The organism is Pseudarthrobacter enclensis (assembly GCF_001457025.1).
Taxonomy (GTDB): Bacteria; Actinomycetota; Actinomycetes; order Actinomycetales; family Micrococcaceae; genus Arthrobacter; species Arthrobacter enclensis.
The window spans coordinates 18,291-32,852 of record NZ_KQ758607.1 but is presented as its reverse complement, the minus strand read 5'-3'; the positions used below and the strand labels follow the sequence as shown (position 1 = coordinate 32,852).

Below are 14,562 nucleotides of genomic sequence, written 5' to 3'. Positions count from 1 at the left end.
CGGCGCGGGTACTGTGACGCCCGTGCCGCGAAGGTCAGGCGGCGCGCTCCGGCAGCAGGAACGGATCCCAGGCCGGGGTTGGCTTCTCAAGTTCCTTGATCTGCCAGATGGTGCCACGCGGGGGCGCCGGTTCGAACCTCAGCTTCCAGCCCATTTCGGCGGGCGTGTGGTCTCCCTTGGCGTTGTTGCAGCGCAGGCAAGCCGCTACCAGGTTCTCCCACGAGTCGGCCCCGCCACGCGATTTGGGGTGCACATGGTCGATGGTGTGCGCTGCTTTACCGCAGTACGCACATTTCTGCCCATCCCGTCTCAACACACCCCGGCGGCTGACCGCGGTGGCATGGTTGTATCTGGGGCGGATGTAGCGGTTGAGGAGGATCACGGACGGGCGGCCCAGGATCTCCCGCGGACCGACCACAGGGTCATCCCCTTCGGCCACTACGCTTGCCTTGCCCGTCAGCACAAGTACCAGCGCCCGGCGGAAAGTCACAACCGCCAGCGGTTCATATCCAGCATTCAGAACGAGAGTGCGCATGCACGTACCTCTTCACGGCCGCACCCGTCAGGGGCACGAGGGCCGGCTGCCCTCGGCATGGCCGGGCTATGGATCGACACCACAAGAGTAAACAAAGAATTGCAGGATCAGCTAATCCCGGCACATCCCATGCTCACGGCTCCGCATGGCAGGACGGGCCCGGACAGCCGAAAGGGCCCCTGCCGTGGAAGGCAGGGGCCCTTGTCGTTCCGCGGTGGATGGCGGTTCAGTCATCCACAGGGCGGGACATCAGTTGACGCGGATGAAGACCGGGCCGGAACCGACGTTGGCGCTGAAGACAACGGTCTGGTTGCCGTTGTAGCCGCCGTGCACGGCCTGGCCGTTGCCGGCGTAGACAGCGATGTGGGCCATGCCGGCGCCGCCGTCCGCGTAGTAGATGAGGTCGCCCGGCTGCGCTTCGGCAGCGCTGACCGTGCGGCCCAGGGACAGGTACCCTGCGGGCCAGTCGTGGAAGTTGATGCCCACGGCAGCCAGGGAGTTGGTCACCAGCATGGTGCAGTCCTGCATCACGCCGAGCTGGGCGTAAGCGGCGGAGAGGATGGCTGCACCCTTGCCGCTGGCGGACGCCTGCGGAGCGGAGGCGGGCTGCGCGTTCACGGTGGCCGTGACCTGCGGAGCCGCTGCGGTTTCTGCAGCCGGTGCGGGAGCGGGGGCCGCTTCCTGCACAGCAACCTCGGGCTCTTCCTCAACGACCGGAGCAGGAGTGGTGCTCACGGCCGGCTTCTCGAAGGAGATGCTGATGGTGGAAGCAGCGGAGATGGGGGCGTCAACGGCTGATTCGACTTCCAGGGTGGACGCGGGGGCGGAGTCGCGCTGGATGTTGGCGTCAGCCGCGTTGGCTGCGATGCCGCTGGTCAGCACCAGGCCGGAGGCTGCGGCGATGACCGCTGCCTGGCGTCCGACGCCACCGGCGTTGTCGCCGACAGCCTTGGCGATGATGGCGATTGAGCTGGTCTTGGTGACTTCGGCGCGATGCCGTGCGGTAGCACGAGTAGTCATCAGTTCTCTCTTTCGTTGTCCCCGGGCCTGTGGGCAACACGGGGGTATGGACGCGCCGGCATCTTGGGGGTACGTCGGCGCGTCCCGAACGGGGATGTGATTTGGTGAAAATCGGGGGCAAAGAAATAGTTCCTGGGGCCAATGGCCCCGGGAACTAGTTCATGGTGTAGAACGAGGAGGTTCCGGTAGCGGCAACTGCGTGGAGCAGGGTGCCCTGGGAGGGGTTGAGTGCGCTGATCATCATGCCGTTGCCTACGTAGATGCCCACGTGTGCGCCGCCATTCTGCATGACAAGGTCGCCCGGCTGCGGGGTGGAGGTGGGCTTCATGGCAGTCCAGGCGTTGACGCGGGGAATGCTGATGCCGGCCTGGGCGTAGACCCACTGGGTGAAGCCTGAGCAGTCCCAGCCGTTGGGGGTGGTGCCGCCCCAGACGTACGGGTGGCCGATGCCGGTGTAGGCAATGGCGGCCAGGCCCGAAGTGGCGGCCGAGGAGACGGTCTCGGCAAGCTTCTCAGTCGCAGCGCCGGCAGCGTCTGCCGCGGAGTCGCGCTCAGCGGTGTCCGTGGACTGGGTACGCACCGGCTCGGGCTTCGGGGCGGCCGTGGTCTTGATCACGGGGCGCTCGAAGGAAACGGTGGCAGTGGGTGCCGCGGTAACGGCGAGGGCGGTCTGTGCCGAACCCGACTCGGTGGAGGCCGAGACACCGGCGGTGGTGTCCGCGACGGCCGGCAGGCCCATACCCAGGACAAGGCCGGATGCAGCTGCAACTACTGCAGCCTGGCGACCCACTGTCCCGGCATTGGCACTAACGGCCTTGGACACGGCGTCCAAAGGGTTGGTACGAACCGTTTGCGCACGGTGGCGCGCAGCATTATGGCGTGAAGACACGAAGGTAGCCTCTCCCAATGCCTGCGAGGTGAGCTGTCGGATTCGGATGGGAGTCACCCGGCCACACGGCTTCCTGGGAAGCTTTCGTGACTTAACCCCAAGGCCTTCGGTCAGAAGGCCAAAATTGGTTCCCCCGCCCCTGCCAGACGATGAAATGCGAACGGACCTTGAGCGGTGGCAGAGTTAGGCAATCCACTCAAGAGCGTCAACTTCGGAAAAGTTGACGCGAGTTAGACGGTACAGGACTTTTGCTTGAATGTCACATTCAGGTCACGGCGGGTCACGGTCAATCGAGAGTCCGCCATCATTTGACTAGAGCCAGCCGGTGGGGTCAACGACTTCACCGTTGACCTGCACCTCGAAGTGCAGGTGGCAGCCGGTGGAAGCGCCGGTGGTCCCGCTCAGGGCTATGACATCGCCGCGCGACACGGTCTGGCCCTCTGTCACGTTGAATGACGAGAGGTGGTTGTAGGTGGTCTCCAGGCCGTTGCCGTGGTCCACCACCACGCGGTTGCCGCCGCCGTACTGGTGCCAGCCCACGAACGTTACCGTCCCGGTGGCAGCAGCCATCACCGAGGTGCCGCACTGTGCCACATAGTCCTGGCCGCGGTGGAAGTCGCCCATGCCGCCGGTAATGGGGCTGACCCGGTAGCCGAACGGGGAGGCCGTGGCCATGCTGGCCAGCGGGGCACCCAGGGTCCCTGCGGACGCGGCCCGCGAAACGGACCCGGCAGACTGGGCACTGAGCAGCTGCTTGAGCTTGCCGTCAGGGTCCGCCTGGGTGACCACCGCGGAGCGGCTGAAGTCGATCTGGGCGCCTGCTTCCGCGGAAATCTCCGGTTGCGGCGTCACGGAAGATGCCGCCACGGATCCCGTTCCGGCGGTGCCGGTGGCCATGACGGGACCGGTTGCCGGGACGGCGACCGTCAATACCAGGCCGGTGGCCGCCAGGGCCACGCCGGCTTTCTGGCCGATGCCGCTGGCCGAGGCGAACTCTGTGATCTGCCTGAACGGACCCCGACGGCGGCGCGCATCACGGTGGATATCGCGGGGGCGCGTGGAGTCACCTGCGGGGGCGACGTCGACAGCACGCGGCGTCGCAGCGGGGCCAGCCGCTCGCCGGCGGCCCCGGGGGGTCTGCATGGTCAAGAAGGGTTCCTCTCTGGATAGCCTGCGAAGTTAGCTGTCGGATTCGGGTCAGAGAGCACAAAGACCCGGTCCGCCGTTGGCAAGCTGCGGCACAGAGATATCCCCGGAAGGTTCCTTCACTGGAAGAGGCTTGCTGCTGACGGACTTCACCCCAAGGCAGTCCCCCGCTGCCTGTTGTGGTTCCCCCGCCTCTGCCAGTAATTGCTTGTACGCCCGATCCGCTGGCAGAGCTCGGCTCCGGATCAGGTAACGCTTAAGTATCAACGCTTGGACTCAACTATAGGGGCTTAAGTCCCTTAGTAACAATTCCGTTATCTTTGCGTGATGCAGCCCTCACGGGGTATGGACACCAGGCGTTCGGTGCTGTTTCGTCCCTCAGCGGACGGCGACGAACACGTGGGCGGCCACTTCAGGAGGCAGCTCGAGGGCGCCTTCGATGCCGGGCACGCGGACCGAAATGTAGTCCCCCACGCGTTCCAGGGAAACACCCGCGCCGGGGCGGATGCCGCCCTCGTCCAGCTGGGCCAGCAGCTCCGGTTCCACCTGGATGGGCTCGGCAAGCCTGCTGATGGTCACGGTGGACGCCGCGGCGTAGGACTTCATGGCCTCCAGGAGGCTGATGGCGTCGTCGCCGGCCGGTTGGCCGGGCTGGCCGCCCAGCGCCGCGAGGCCCGGGATCGGGTTGCCGTAGGGAGACTCGGTGGGGTGGTCGAGCATTTCGTAGATCCGGCGCTCGACGCGCTCACTCATGACGTGTTCCCAGCGGCAGGCTTCGTCGTGCACATAGGCCCAGTCCAGGCCGATGACATCGGCCAGCAGGCGCTCGGCGAGCCGGTGCTTGCGCATGACCTCCGTGGCGCGTTTGCGGCCGGTTTCGGTCAGTTCCAGGTGCCGGTCGCCGGACACCACCACCAGCCCGTCGCGCTCCATCCGGCCGATGGTCTGGGACACTGTGGGCCCGGAGTGGCGCAACCGCTCGGCAATACGGGCACGCAGGGCGACGATGTTCTCTTCCTCCAGCTCCAGAATGGTGCGAAGGTACATCTCCGTAGTGTCGATCAGATCCGTCATCCAGCTCAGCTCCTCGAGCGCAATACCCTGCGTGTTCCCGCCGTGTCGCCGCCTTCAGCGCGGCGTGGTCCGGAGGCAAGCTTAGCCTATTTTGACTTAGTCCGAATAGTTCCGGCGGGCTGCCAGCCTGTCTCAATGAATGGACTTTGGCGGCTTCGGTTCCCGCCCGCAGCCCCTGTTCGGGCAGAATGGGAAGGCCTGCACCGCGGTCACGCCGACCTGCGGCAGGCACCCTGCCTGCCCGCCCGGGCACGAGCCACTTCCACGCCGACATTGGAGCACCTGTGAGCGAATCCAGCATCACTATTCCCGCCGACCTCCTCCCCCGGGACGGACGGTTCGGCGCCGGCCCGTCCAAGGTCCGGCAGGAGCAGATCGATGCGCTTTCGGCGGCATCGAAGACCATCCTGGGCACGTCCCACCGGCAGGCACCCGTCAAGAACCTCGTGGGTTCGGTCCGTGAGGGCCTGAGCCAGTTCTTCCGCGCCCCCGACGGCTACGAGGTGGTCCTCGGTGTGGGCGGTTCCACGGCATTCTGGGACGTTGCAGCGTTCGGCCTCGTGGAGAAGAAGGCCCAGCACCTCTCCTTTGGTGAGTTTGGCTCGAAGTTCGCCGCCGCCACCAACAAGGCACCGTTCCTGGATGCCTCCTCCATCATCACCTCCGAGCCGGGCACCCGCCCGTCGCCCCGGGCTGAAGCAGGCGTTGACGTCTACGCCTGGCCGCAGAACGAAACGTCCACCGGCGTGGCCGCCCCCGTGCAGCGCGTTGACGGAGCAGACGAAGGATCGCTGGTCCTGGTTGATGCCACGTCCGCCGCGGGCGGCCTGGACGTTGATGTGTCCCAGAGCGACGTCTACTACTTCGCTCCGCAGAAGAACTTCGCCTCGGACGGCGGCCTGTGGCTCGGCCTGTTCTCCCCCGCCGCGCTGGAGCGTGCTGCCCGGATCAAGGCCGGCGGCCGCTGGATCCCCGACTTCCTGGACGTCCAGACCGCAATCGACAACTCCAAGCTGAACCAGACGTACAACACCCCGTCCCTGTCCACGCTGGTGACCCTCGACGCGCAGGTCCAGTGGCTGAACGCCAACGGCGGCCTGGACTTCGCGGCCCGCCGCACAGCCGACTCCGCCGGGCGCGTGTACCAGTGGGCCGAAGCGTCAGCGTTCGCGACCCCGTTCGTCACCAACCCGGAAGAGCGTTCCAACGTCATCGCCACGGTGGACTTTGATGAGTCGGTGGACGCAGCCGTGGTGGCGAAGGTCCTGCGGGCCAACGGCATCGTGGACACTGAGCCGTACCGCAAGCTGGGCCGCAACCAGCTGCGCATTGCCACATTCGTCGCCATCGAGCCGGACGATGTCTCCGCCCTGCTGGCGAGCATCGACTACGTGGTGGGCGAGCTGCGCAAGTAGCTCCCGCCGTCGGCCTGGTTAGTCAGGGGCCTGTTCGCGGGCCGGAGCCTTCCGGGCTCCGGCCTGCGGGCAGGCCTTTGCCTTCCCGGGCACGTCAGCAGGACAGAACGTTTAAGCACGACGGCGCCGCCCGGGTTCATCCCGGACGGCGCCGCTCTGCGCCGTCAGTCAGCCTTTGCCGGCCGGCCGCCGTCATCGGCAGAGTCCACGTCCGCTGTGTCCTGCTCGCCGGGGTCCGCTTCTGTTGTGTCCGGCCCGGCAGAGTCCTGCCCGGAAGAATTTTGACCGGCGGAATCCTGTCCGGCAGGAGTTTCTTCCGGAGCGGCCGGTCCCGCAGGGTCCCCTTGTCCGGATGCGGAGCCGGGCTGTTCCGCGGACGCCTCCTGCTCCGCGTCCTGCTCCTGCTCATCCTCCGGCCGGACCCGCTCCGCCCACGGCACCCACTCCGGCGCCAGGATGGAGTCCTCGGACGGCAACAGGCCCAGTTCGCTGACCGTGACCACCTTGGAGCGGGAGTTGCGGGTCAGCACGGCGAACCACTGCCACCCCGCGTAGCCGGGCAGCCTGGACTCGAACAGGTGCGTCACCAGCCGGTCGCCTTCGCTCTTGGCGGCCAGGTGCGGGCCTATGTGCGAGGCGTCGGTGATGCCTTCAATGGCGGTACGGGCAATGTCCGCGGCGGCGGCCAGGAACGCGTCCGGCTTTCCTGTCCGCCATACCGGGACGCCCGCCTTGCGCCTGGTGGCCGGCTTCGCGGCTGCACGGGACGGCGCGGGACGTCCGGCGGCGGCGCCGGCCGGTTCCTGGGCTGGTGCCTGCACGCCTGCGTTGGCCTGTTCAGCTTCCGGGTTCATGGGCGCCTAAACGTCCAGCTCGTCGGCAACCTTACGCAGGGCGGCAGCGATGGCCTTGCCCTTGTTGCCGTCCGGGTACTTGCCCTTGGAGAGGGTGCCGGAGAGGTTGTCCAGTACCGTCACCAGGTCCTGGACCAGCGGCGCAAGGTCGCGGGCGCTGGGCCGCTTGGCCTTGGCGATCGAGGGGGTCTTGTCCAGGACCCGCAGGCCCAGGGCCTGGGCGCCCTTGCGTCCGTCGGCCACGCCGAACTCCACCCGGGTGCCGGCTTTAAGTTCCGTCACGCCCTCGGGCAGCGACGATTTGGGGAGGAAGACTTCCTGGCCGTCCTCGCCTGCGAGGAACCCGAAGCCCTTGTCCTTGTCGTACCACTTGACCTTGCCGGTAGGCATGTAATCAACCTTCTTCGTTCTGCTGTTCATGAGACACGGCCGGCGGCCACCGCATCCGCGCCGTTGTGCGGGTTCAAGGCATGGCGGCCGTGCACGTGTTGGTCTGTCATCAAGGTTATCCTGCCCGGCGGCACATTCACGCCTTGCGGGGGCCGGACGGCAGGGTTCACGCACCGCGGCGGAGGAACGGTAGCGTTACGTCCATGACACCCTCGCGCTACCGGCGGCCCCTCATGATTGCCGCCGCCGTCATTGCAGTGCTCTCCCTGGCCGCCGTGGCAGCGGTGATGGCCTTCGCCTTCGCGGGCGCGGTGGCTCCGGCCTGGGTAACGTATGCCGCGCTGTACGGACTCCCAGCCGCGTTTGTCCTCATGCTCTTCCTCGTCCTGGACAGTGTTGCCGGTCGGCGCCGGGCAGGAAAAGCTGACCAGCGGTAACGTTGGACTGATGTCCCTCATTCGCGCGCTCAGCAAGGACCTGGCGGCCCGCAGCGACGACTCGTTGCGGGAGCTGTTCGACGCGCGGCCGGATCTGCTCTCCCCTTCCGTGCCGGATTTCCCCGCCCTCGCCGCCCGGGCAAGTTCGCGGGTCAGCGTCCAGCGGGCCCTTGAACGGCTCAACCGGCCGCAGATGCAGGTTCTGGAGACCCTTCATCTGTGCACCAACACGGATACCGGGCACAGCGCCACGGCGGCCACGCTCCGGAAGCTGATCACCGGTTCATCCCAGGCCACGCTTGAAGGCATCCTGGGCCGCCTGCAGGAACTTGCCCTGGTGCACCGCGCCGATCCCCCGCCCGGCACGTCCGCCGGCCGCCAGCGCTTCTACCTCCCGGTGGGCAGCCTCAAGGACGTCGTGGGCATCTATCCGGCCGGCCTGGGGCGGAGCTACACGGAGCTGGTCCGGCTCCAGCCCGCGTTCGCGCAGCGGGCAGTCCAGGTGGTCTCCGAACTGCACCGCAGCGGTGTGGACATCCAGGACGCCACCACACCGATGGAAGCGGCACTGGCGCTGCAGCATTGGACATCATCGCCGGAAGCCCTGCAGCAGATCCTGGCCCACGCCCCGGAACGGACGACGGCGCTGCTCGCCAGGTTCCGGAACTGGGCCATGGGTGCCGTCCCCCAGGCACAGCGCAAGGCGTCAGTGCTCACCGAGGGCGCCGACGCCGGCCCCATCGACTGGCTCCTGGCGCGGGGCCTGCTGGTCCCGCTGGACGCCGCCCACGTGGAACTGCCCCACAGCGTGGGGTTGTCCCTGCGCGGCGGCGCCATCATTAACGACTTCACGCTGACGCCTCCGGTCCCGGAGCTCGGCAGCACCTCCGCGGCCCTCCGCCGGAACGCCGCCCTGAGCGCCATCTCGGACACCCTGCGCCTGGTGGGAGAACTCCTCCACGCGGTGCAGCGCCAGCCGCTGGCCACCCTGCGCAGCGGCGGGGTCGGCGTCCGGGAGACGCGGCGGCTTGCCGACATGCTGCGGATCGGACAGCCCCAGGTGGGAGTGCTCCTGGAACTCTGCGCCTTGGCCGGACTCATCCGCCTCGACGTCGATTCCTCCTCCTGGGTGCAGCCGCCGCAGCTGGAATGGCTGGTTTTGCCCCGGCAGGAACAGTGGCTCTGGCTGGTCAACGCGTGGCTGTCCAGTGAGCGTGTCCCGTCCCTGGTGGGCCAACCGGTCAACGGTGCGTCCGGGGTCCCTGCCGCGCACCGGTCCGGTGCCGGTGGCTCCATCGTCCCGTTGTCCGCCGAAGCGCAGCGCCCGGACGCCCCGGTCATCCGCAAACGCATCCTGGAAATACTGCTGGAGCTCACCGGCGAGGCTGCGTCCGCCGACGGTACGGCGCCCGTCCTCGACGCCGCAGCGGTCCTCCAGCGCGCCGAATGGGCGCAGCCGCGGATGGCACGGCGCTTCAGCTCCCTGATCCGCGGCGTCCTGGCCGAAGCCGAACTGCTGGGCCTCGTGGGGTCCGGTGCCCTCAGCCAGCTGGGCGCGGCCCTGGCCGCGGACCACCCTGACCAGGCCCTTACCCTCCTGGGGGAACACCTGCCGGCAGCGCTGAACCACGTACTGCTCCAGGCCGACCTCACCGCCGTGGCCCCCGGCTACCTGTCGCCCGACCTGGCGGAAAAGCTCCTGGCCATGGCGGACGCCGAAGGCCAGGGACCGGCAACCATCTACCGGTTCTCGGAAGCGTCGGTGAGGCGGGCGCTGGATGCCGGGCACGATGCCGGCCGCCTGCTGGCCTTCCTGCGCGAACATTCCGCCACTGCCGTGCCGCAGCCCCTCGAGTACCTGATCGAGGACACCGCGTCCCGCCACGGGCAGCTCCGGGTGGGCTCCGCCGCAAGCTTCATCCACAGCGACGACGAAGCCGCCCTCGAGGAGCTGATGGCCGGTCCCCGCGCAGCGGCGTTGGGGCTGGTACGGCTTGCCCCCACCGTCCTGGCCTCGTCCTCGGCGCCGCGGGAAACGGTCCAGGTGCTGCGGAGCCTGGGCCTCTCCCCCGCAGTCGACGGCGCGGAGGACCCGGCCGTGCGCCTGCGGCGCAGCGCCGAACCGCCGGAGAATCCGCGGCCTGTCTACACGGCACCGCGGATGGCTCCCTCCACTGAGGACGTGGACGCCCAACTGGCCGTGCTGCGGCAGGCCGGCGCCGGCGTCGCGCCTCACCCTGGTGCGGGCCGGGACGCGGAGGCGGCCACCCAGCTGGGGCTGGAAGCGCTGCAGCGCGCCATCCGGTTGAAACAGCGGATCAGCATGAACGTGGTGGACAGCGTCGGGAATGCCACGTTGGAAACCGTTGTTCCGTTATCCGTAAGCGGTGGACGCGTCCGGGTCTTCGACCCCGCCAGGGATACCGAACGGGTCCTGTCCATCCACCGCATCATCGACATCGAAGCTGCAGAAGAACTGCACCAGTGAAGGACTGTCCTGCGTGAATGACGGACCCCTGATCGTCCAGAGCGATAAAACCATCCTGCTCGAAGTGGACCACAGCCTTGCCACCGAGGCGCGCCATGCCATTGCGCCGTTCGCCGAGCTGGAGCGCGCACCGGAACACATGCACAGCTACCGGCTGACCCCGCTTGGCCTGTGGAATGCGCGCGCCGCCGGCCTGGACGCCGAAAAGGTGCTGGACACGCTGTTGAAGTACTCCCGCTTCCCGGTACCCCATTCGCTCCTCATCGACATCGAGGAAACGATGTCCCGGTACGGCCGGCTGCGGCTGGAAAAGGACCCGCAACACGGACTGGTCATGCGGACCGACGACTATCCGGTCCTGGAGGAAGTAATCCGGGCGAAGAAGATCCAGCCGTTGCTGGGGCCGCGGATTGACGGCGAAACGGTGGTGGTCCATGCCTCGCAGCGCGGCCAGCTCAAGCAGCTCCTGCTGAAGATCGGCTGGCCGGCGGAAGACCTCGCAGGGTACGTCGACGGCACGCCGCACCTGATCGCGCTGAACGAGGACGGCTGGCAGTTGCGCCCCTACCAGCGGTTGGCCAGCGAGAACTTCTGGTCCGGCGGCAGCGGCGTGGTGGTCCTCCCGTGCGGTGCCGGCAAGACGCTGGTGGGCGCCGCGGCCATGGCCACCGGTTCCACCACCACCCTGATCCTGGTAACGAACACGGTGGCGGCCCGGCAGTGGAAGGACGAACTGCTGAAGCGGACGTCGCTGACGGAGGACGAGGTCGGCGAATACTCGGGAGCGCTGAAGGAGGTCCGCCCGGTCACCATCGCCACCTACCAGGTGCTGACCACCAGGCGCGGCGGCCTGTACCCGCACCTGGAGCTGGTGGACGGGCACGACTGGGGACTGATCATCTACGACGAGGTCCACCTCCTCCCGGCCCCCATCTTCCGGATGACGGCCGATCTGCAGGCCCGCCGCCGCCTGGGGCTGACCGCAACCCTGGTCCGGGAAGACGGACGTGAGGGCGAGGTCTTCAGCCTGATCGGACCCAAGCGGTATGACGCACCGTGGAAGGACATCGAGTCGCAGGGCTACATCGCACCCGCGGACTGCGTGGAGGTCAGGGTGGACCTGCCCAAGGACGAACGGGTGGCCTATGCCATGGCAGACGACGCCGACAAGTACCGGCTCTGCTCGACGTCCGAATCCAAGACCCTCGTCGTGGAGCAACTGGTGGAACGCCACACCGGTGAACAGCTGCTGGTGATCGGCCAGTACATCGACCAGCTCGATGAGCTCGGCGAGCGCCTGCAGGCACCTGTCATCAAGGGAGACACCCCGGTCAAGGCCCGCCAAAAGCTTTTCGACGCGTTCCGGGCGGGAGAAATCCGGACGCTGGTGGTCTCCAAGGTGGCCAACTTTTCCATCGACCTGCCGGAGGCCTCCGTGGCCATCCAGGTGTCCGGCTCCTTCGGGTCGCGGCAGGAGGAGGCGCAGCGCCTGGGCAGGCTGCTGCGGCCCAAGAAGGACGGCCGGGCGGCACGGTTCTACTCGCTGGTGGCCCGGGACACCCTGGACCAGGAGTTCGCCGCCAAGCGGCAGCGGTTCCTGGCCGAGCAGGGTTATGCGTACCGGATCATGGATGCCAAGGACGTGGACGCCCCCGAGTGACGGGCGGCGCCCACATACATCACCACACGCCTTCGGAGCTGTCCCGTTCCATGGTTCCTGTCCGCGGATCCAACTGGGGGCGCTCGTAGGCCAGCTCGCCGCCGCTGCGTCCGCCGAAGGGACGGCCGTGGTCGGCGAATTCCTCCCGGAAGAACGCCAGGCACCATTCCCCCATTTGGATCCTCGCACCGGTCCGCAGGACGGATGGCCCGGACCGCGCAACGCTGCCGCTGACCGGGCCGTGCGGCACCAGGACGTACTCGTCCTGGTCGTCGTGCCGGATCTCGGCGTGGAGCGCCTCCAGCCCCTCCAGCTCCAGGCCTGAGCCGGGGTTGCTGCCGATCGTGGTGATGTCCTCCGTCAGGGCCACTTCCCGGGGTATTTGGCCGGTCCAGGAAGCGGCGTCCTGGACGAAGATCAGCCGTGGACGGCCGCCGCCCCTGGCGTAGTGCGTCGTGGTGACGCGGCGGACGACCTTCCGCTGGACGGTGGGAAACAGCGGCAAGGGAGTGACCGGCGGCAGCAGCGGCGTGCCCCCGGGCTGTCGCCGCCCCTGCCGGACCAGGGGCAGCAGGGACCCCAGCTTGCCCAGCTTGATGTGCGGCGAGCGCGTGACCAGCCGCTGCGCCGCCGGGCTGTCCACCTTGCCGAGGCTGACAATGTTTCCGTCCGGTCCCGCCAGGGTGACACTGATCCCCTGGCGTGCCAGGAACTCGGCCAGCGGTTTGATGGCTTCCAGCGACGTAAGTCCGCCGCCGGACAATGGCCCGACGCCGGCCAGGGACACCGTGACTTCGGTGCCGGCTGCTTCGGCCCGCCCCGTGGTGACCGCGCCTGACTCGTCGGTGATTGAAAAGTCCAGATCAATGTCCAGACGGTTCTCCGGCATAGCGGTCAGCCGCGGTCCGCGTCCGGACCGGCCGCATCCCGGTCGCTGGTGGTGACCCGGAGGGTGCCGTTGAGCTTCCAGGTGGCGCGCGGCGCATCAGGGCCGATGTCCCGGGGAACTTCCACCGTCATGTCAATGAACTGGTAGTTGATGGCGGCGCCTTTGCCGGTGAGGTAGGACCACATCTCCTCGGCAAGGTCCGCCCAGTCGCGGATGGTGCGGTCGCCCGCGGTGGTGTTGTCGGTGGCGCTCAGGTCAGTCATGATGGTCGATCCCCTTCGATGGCCGGGAAGTGTGTGGGGTACTGCCGTTGTATGAAGGGGCCACCGGCAACAGGAAAGGTCTCCCGGTGGTCCGTTGGTGCCGGGCCCTGGCCCGGCAAGCATCACTGTATGCCCGCTTCCCGAACCGGGGAAGATGCCCGCGGGCTAACGTTCTTGCCGCGATTTGAGTTCCCGGGTGCGGATGGGTCCGCCCGGCCGCACACTGGACACATGCGTAAAAAAATCGTGCCGGCAGAGCCCGGCCCCGGGCAGGAGTCCGTGTGGGATTATCCGCGGCCGCCGCGCGTCGAACCCGCTTCCCAGCGGATCAGGATTTTCCTGGGCGGGGAGTTGATCCTCGACACCACGGATTCGCTCCGGGTGCTGGAAACCAGCCACCCTCCGGTCTACTACCTGCCCCGGTCAGCATTCATCCCGGGGGCACTGGAGCCTGCCCCCGGGAGCAGTTTCTGCGAGTACAAAGGCACCGCCAAGTACCTTGCGGTCCGGGGAGGCGGGGTGGTTGCCGAGCGCGCCGCCTGGTTCTACCCGGAACCGTCGCCCGGCTACGCGGACCTGGCGGACAGGATTGCCGTCTACCCCGGGTCGATGGACCGCTGTGAGGTGGACGGAGAGCAGGTACAGCCACAGCCCGGCGGGTACTACGGCGGCTGGATCACCAGCCGGGTGGCGGGCCCGTTCAAGGGCGGTCCCGGAACTGCCGGCTGGTAGCTTACTGTCCGGCCGGTGCCACCACGACGGCGGGCGAACCCTCATTCAAGGGGTTGGCCGTAGCCGACGGGGCCACCACACCGAACCCGTAGCCCCGGGCGCGCAGGGCGTCGATGGTGGCGGGCAGGTAATCCCACTGGGACGCCGGGCAGCTCAGGACATCCTCGGCGTCGTGGAGAAGGATGATCGCGCCGGGTGCGGCCTCGTCCAGGACGTATTTCTGCACGCCTGCGGCGCCCGGGCACTCGAAGTCACCGGGCTGGCCGATGTGCCAGCGCCAAAGGATCCCGCCGGTCATGCCGACGGTGCGGAGATAGTCCACCGCATACGGCGTGCTGTTGCCGAACGGGAAGCGCATCAGGCGGGGCGCCTGTCCCGTGGCTGCCCTGATGGCCTCGTTGGTGCGGTCGATCTGCTGCCTCTGCTCTGCCTGGCTGATGGTGGGGAAGTCCGGGTGGTCCCAGGAATGGTTCCCTATGACGTGCCCCTCGGCTTTGATCCTGCGCACCAGTTCGGGGTAGGCCTGCGCCTGCGAACCCTGGAGGAAGAACGTGGCCTTGACGCCTTTATCCCGGAGGACGTCGAGGACGAAAGCGGTGCGCTGGGGTGAGGGCCCGTCGTCGAACGTCAGGCCCACAAGGGGTTCGTCGGCGGCGGTGGCCGCGGGGGCGGGCCCGGCCAGCAGGGTGAAGACCACGGCCGCCGCGGCCGCTGCCACTGATGCTGTTTTGCTCTTCATCGTGCTCATCCTCCCAGTCCCGCAGGCAGCG

15 protein-coding genes and 2 riboswitches are annotated in these 14,562 nt (G+C 67.9%); of the genes, 5 read left to right on the top strand and 10 right to left on the bottom strand.

Features of this window, described 5'->3' with window-relative positions; all coding sequences use genetic code 11:
- Positions 1-34: 34 nt before the first annotated feature.
- The 5 genes from AS031_RS17420 to AS031_RS17400 all read right to left on the bottom strand — a co-directional run bounded on the left by AS031_RS17420 (position 35) and on the right by AS031_RS17400 (position 4,664).
- Positions 35-535, bottom strand: a complete 501-nt coding sequence (locus AS031_RS17420; protein WP_058269432.1) for an HNH endonuclease — start codon at positions 533-535, stop codon at positions 35-37.
- 249 nt (positions 536-784) lie between these two features.
- A complete protein-coding gene (locus tag AS031_RS17415) occupies positions 785-1,555 on the bottom strand; it encodes an NlpC/P60 family protein (protein ID WP_058269431.1) in 771 nt (256 codons plus the stop codon).
- Between the two features lie 154 nt (positions 1,556-1,709).
- On the bottom strand, positions 1,710-2,378 hold the full coding sequence (locus AS031_RS17410) for a C40 family peptidase (RefSeq protein ID WP_058269430.1): 669 nt from the start codon (positions 2,376-2,378) through the stop codon (positions 1,710-1,712).
- 70 nt (positions 2,379-2,448) lie between these two features.
- Positions 2,449-2,628, bottom strand: a riboswitch (cyclic di-AMP (ydaO/yuaA leader).
- 128 nt (positions 2,629-2,756) lie between these two features.
- Positions 2,757-3,587 (bottom strand): M23 family metallopeptidase, encoded by an 831-nt coding sequence (locus tag AS031_RS17405; RefSeq protein WP_058269549.1) that lies wholly within the window; start codon positions 3,585-3,587, stop codon positions 2,757-2,759.
- A gap of 10 nt (positions 3,588-3,597) precedes the next feature.
- Positions 3,598-3,809, bottom strand: a riboswitch (cyclic di-AMP (ydaO/yuaA leader).
- A 159-nt stretch (positions 3,810-3,968) separates the two neighbouring features.
- Positions 3,969-4,664, bottom strand: coding sequence for an iron-dependent transcriptional repressor DtxR (locus AS031_RS17400; protein ID WP_058269429.1), 696 nt, complete (start codon positions 4,662-4,664; stop codon positions 3,969-3,971).
- Positions 4,665-4,948: 284 nt separating this feature from the next.
- Here AS031_RS17400 and serC point away from each other — a divergent pair, with 284 nt between their 5' ends.
- Positions 4,949-6,079, top strand: a complete 1,131-nt coding sequence (serC, locus tag AS031_RS17395) for a phosphoserine transaminase (RefSeq protein WP_058269428.1) — start codon at positions 4,949-4,951, stop codon at positions 6,077-6,079.
- A gap of 164 nt (positions 6,080-6,243) precedes the next feature.
- Here the strand turns inward: serC and AS031_RS17390 are convergent, their stop codons facing one another.
- The gene (locus AS031_RS17390; RefSeq protein WP_058269427.1) at positions 6,244-6,933 is read right to left on the bottom strand and encodes a DUF3027 domain-containing protein; all 690 of its coding nucleotides are present in this window, start codon (positions 6,931-6,933) and stop codon (positions 6,244-6,246) included.
- Between the two features lie 6 nt (positions 6,934-6,939).
- Entirely contained in the window at positions 6,940-7,323 is a 384-nt protein-coding gene (locus tag AS031_RS17385; RefSeq protein ID WP_058269426.1) for a cold-shock protein, read from the bottom strand.
- Positions 7,324-7,526: 203 nt separating this feature from the next.
- Between AS031_RS17385 and AS031_RS17380 the strand changes: the two genes are divergently transcribed.
- The 3 genes from AS031_RS17380 to AS031_RS17370 are packed head-to-tail and all read left to right on the top strand — an operon-like array spanning position 7,527 to position 11,908.
- Positions 7,527-7,760, top strand: a complete 234-nt coding sequence (locus AS031_RS17380; RefSeq protein ID WP_058269425.1) for a hypothetical protein — start codon at positions 7,527-7,529, stop codon at positions 7,758-7,760.
- Between the two features lie 10 nt (positions 7,761-7,770).
- A complete protein-coding gene (locus tag AS031_RS17375; RefSeq protein ID WP_058269424.1) occupies positions 7,771-10,248 on the top strand; it encodes a helicase-associated domain-containing protein in 2,478 nt (825 codons plus the stop codon).
- Positions 10,249-10,261: 13 nt separating this feature from the next.
- Positions 10,262-11,908, top strand: coding sequence for a DNA repair helicase XPB (locus tag AS031_RS17370; protein WP_058269423.1), 1,647 nt, complete (start codon positions 10,262-10,264; stop codon positions 11,906-11,908).
- Between the two features lie 19 nt (positions 11,909-11,927).
- Here the strand turns inward: AS031_RS17370 and AS031_RS17365 are convergent, their stop codons facing one another.
- Positions 11,928-12,797, bottom strand: a complete 870-nt coding sequence (locus AS031_RS17365; protein ID WP_058269422.1) for an FHA domain-containing protein — start codon at positions 12,795-12,797, stop codon at positions 11,928-11,930.
- Between the two features lie 5 nt (positions 12,798-12,802).
- A complete protein-coding gene (locus tag AS031_RS17360) occupies positions 12,803-13,060 on the bottom strand; it encodes a hypothetical protein (RefSeq protein WP_058269421.1) in 258 nt (85 codons plus the stop codon).
- 231 nt (positions 13,061-13,291) lie between these two features.
- Here AS031_RS17360 and AS031_RS17355 point away from each other — a divergent pair, with 231 nt between their 5' ends.
- On the top strand, positions 13,292-13,792 hold the full coding sequence (locus AS031_RS17355) for a DUF427 domain-containing protein (RefSeq protein WP_058269420.1): 501 nt from the start codon (positions 13,292-13,294) through the stop codon (positions 13,790-13,792).
- 1 nt (position 13,793) lies between these two features.
- Here the strand turns inward: AS031_RS17355 and AS031_RS17350 are convergent, their stop codons facing one another.
- Positions 13,794-14,531, bottom strand: coding sequence for a polysaccharide deacetylase family protein (locus AS031_RS17350; protein ID WP_058269419.1), 738 nt, complete (start codon positions 14,529-14,531; stop codon positions 13,794-13,796).
- Positions 14,532-14,562: the final 31 nt, after the last annotated feature.

What these genes read in the sequence shown, in the direction of transcription:
- AS031_RS17360 (WP_058269421.1), bottom strand. Translation starts at nt 13,060, where the DNA reads ATGACTGACCTGAGCGCCACCGACAACACCACCGCGGGCGACCGCACC.
- AS031_RS17380 (WP_058269425.1), top strand. Translation starts at nt 7,527, where the DNA reads ATGACACCCTCGCGCTACCGGCGGCCCCTCATGATTGCCGCCGCCGTC.
- AS031_RS17385 (WP_058269426.1), bottom strand. Translation starts at nt 7,323, where the DNA reads ATGCCTACCGGCAAGGTCAAGTGGTACGACAAGGACAAGGGCTTCGGG.
- AS031_RS17365 (WP_058269422.1), bottom strand. Translation starts at nt 12,797, where the DNA reads ATGCCGGAGAACCGTCTGGACATTGATCTGGACTTTTCAATCACCGAC.
- AS031_RS17375 (WP_058269424.1), top strand. Translation starts at nt 7,771, where the DNA reads ATGTCCCTCATTCGCGCGCTCAGCAAGGACCTGGCGGCCCGCAGCGAC.
- AS031_RS17415 (WP_058269431.1), bottom strand. Translation starts at nt 1,555, where the DNA reads ATGACTACTCGTGCTACCGCACGGCATCGCGCCGAAGTCACCAAGACC.
- AS031_RS17420 (WP_058269432.1), bottom strand. Translation starts at nt 535, where the DNA reads ATGCGCACTCTCGTTCTGAATGCTGGATATGAACCGCTGGCGGTTGTG.
- AS031_RS17400 (WP_058269429.1), bottom strand. Translation starts at nt 4,664, where the DNA reads ATGACGGATCTGATCGACACTACGGAGATGTACCTTCGCACCATTCTG.
- AS031_RS17390 (WP_058269427.1), bottom strand. Translation starts at nt 6,933, where the DNA reads ATGAACCCGGAAGCTGAACAGGCCAACGCAGGCGTGCAGGCACCAGCC.
- AS031_RS17350 (WP_058269419.1), bottom strand. Translation starts at nt 14,531, where the DNA reads ATGAAGAGCAAAACAGCATCAGTGGCAGCGGCCGCGGCGGCCGTGGTC.
- AS031_RS17355 (WP_058269420.1), top strand. Translation starts at nt 13,292, where the DNA reads ATGCGTAAAAAAATCGTGCCGGCAGAGCCCGGCCCCGGGCAGGAGTCC.
- AS031_RS17405 (WP_058269549.1), bottom strand. Translation starts at nt 3,587, where the DNA reads ATGCAGACCCCCCGGGGCCGCCGGCGAGCGGCTGGCCCCGCTGCGACG.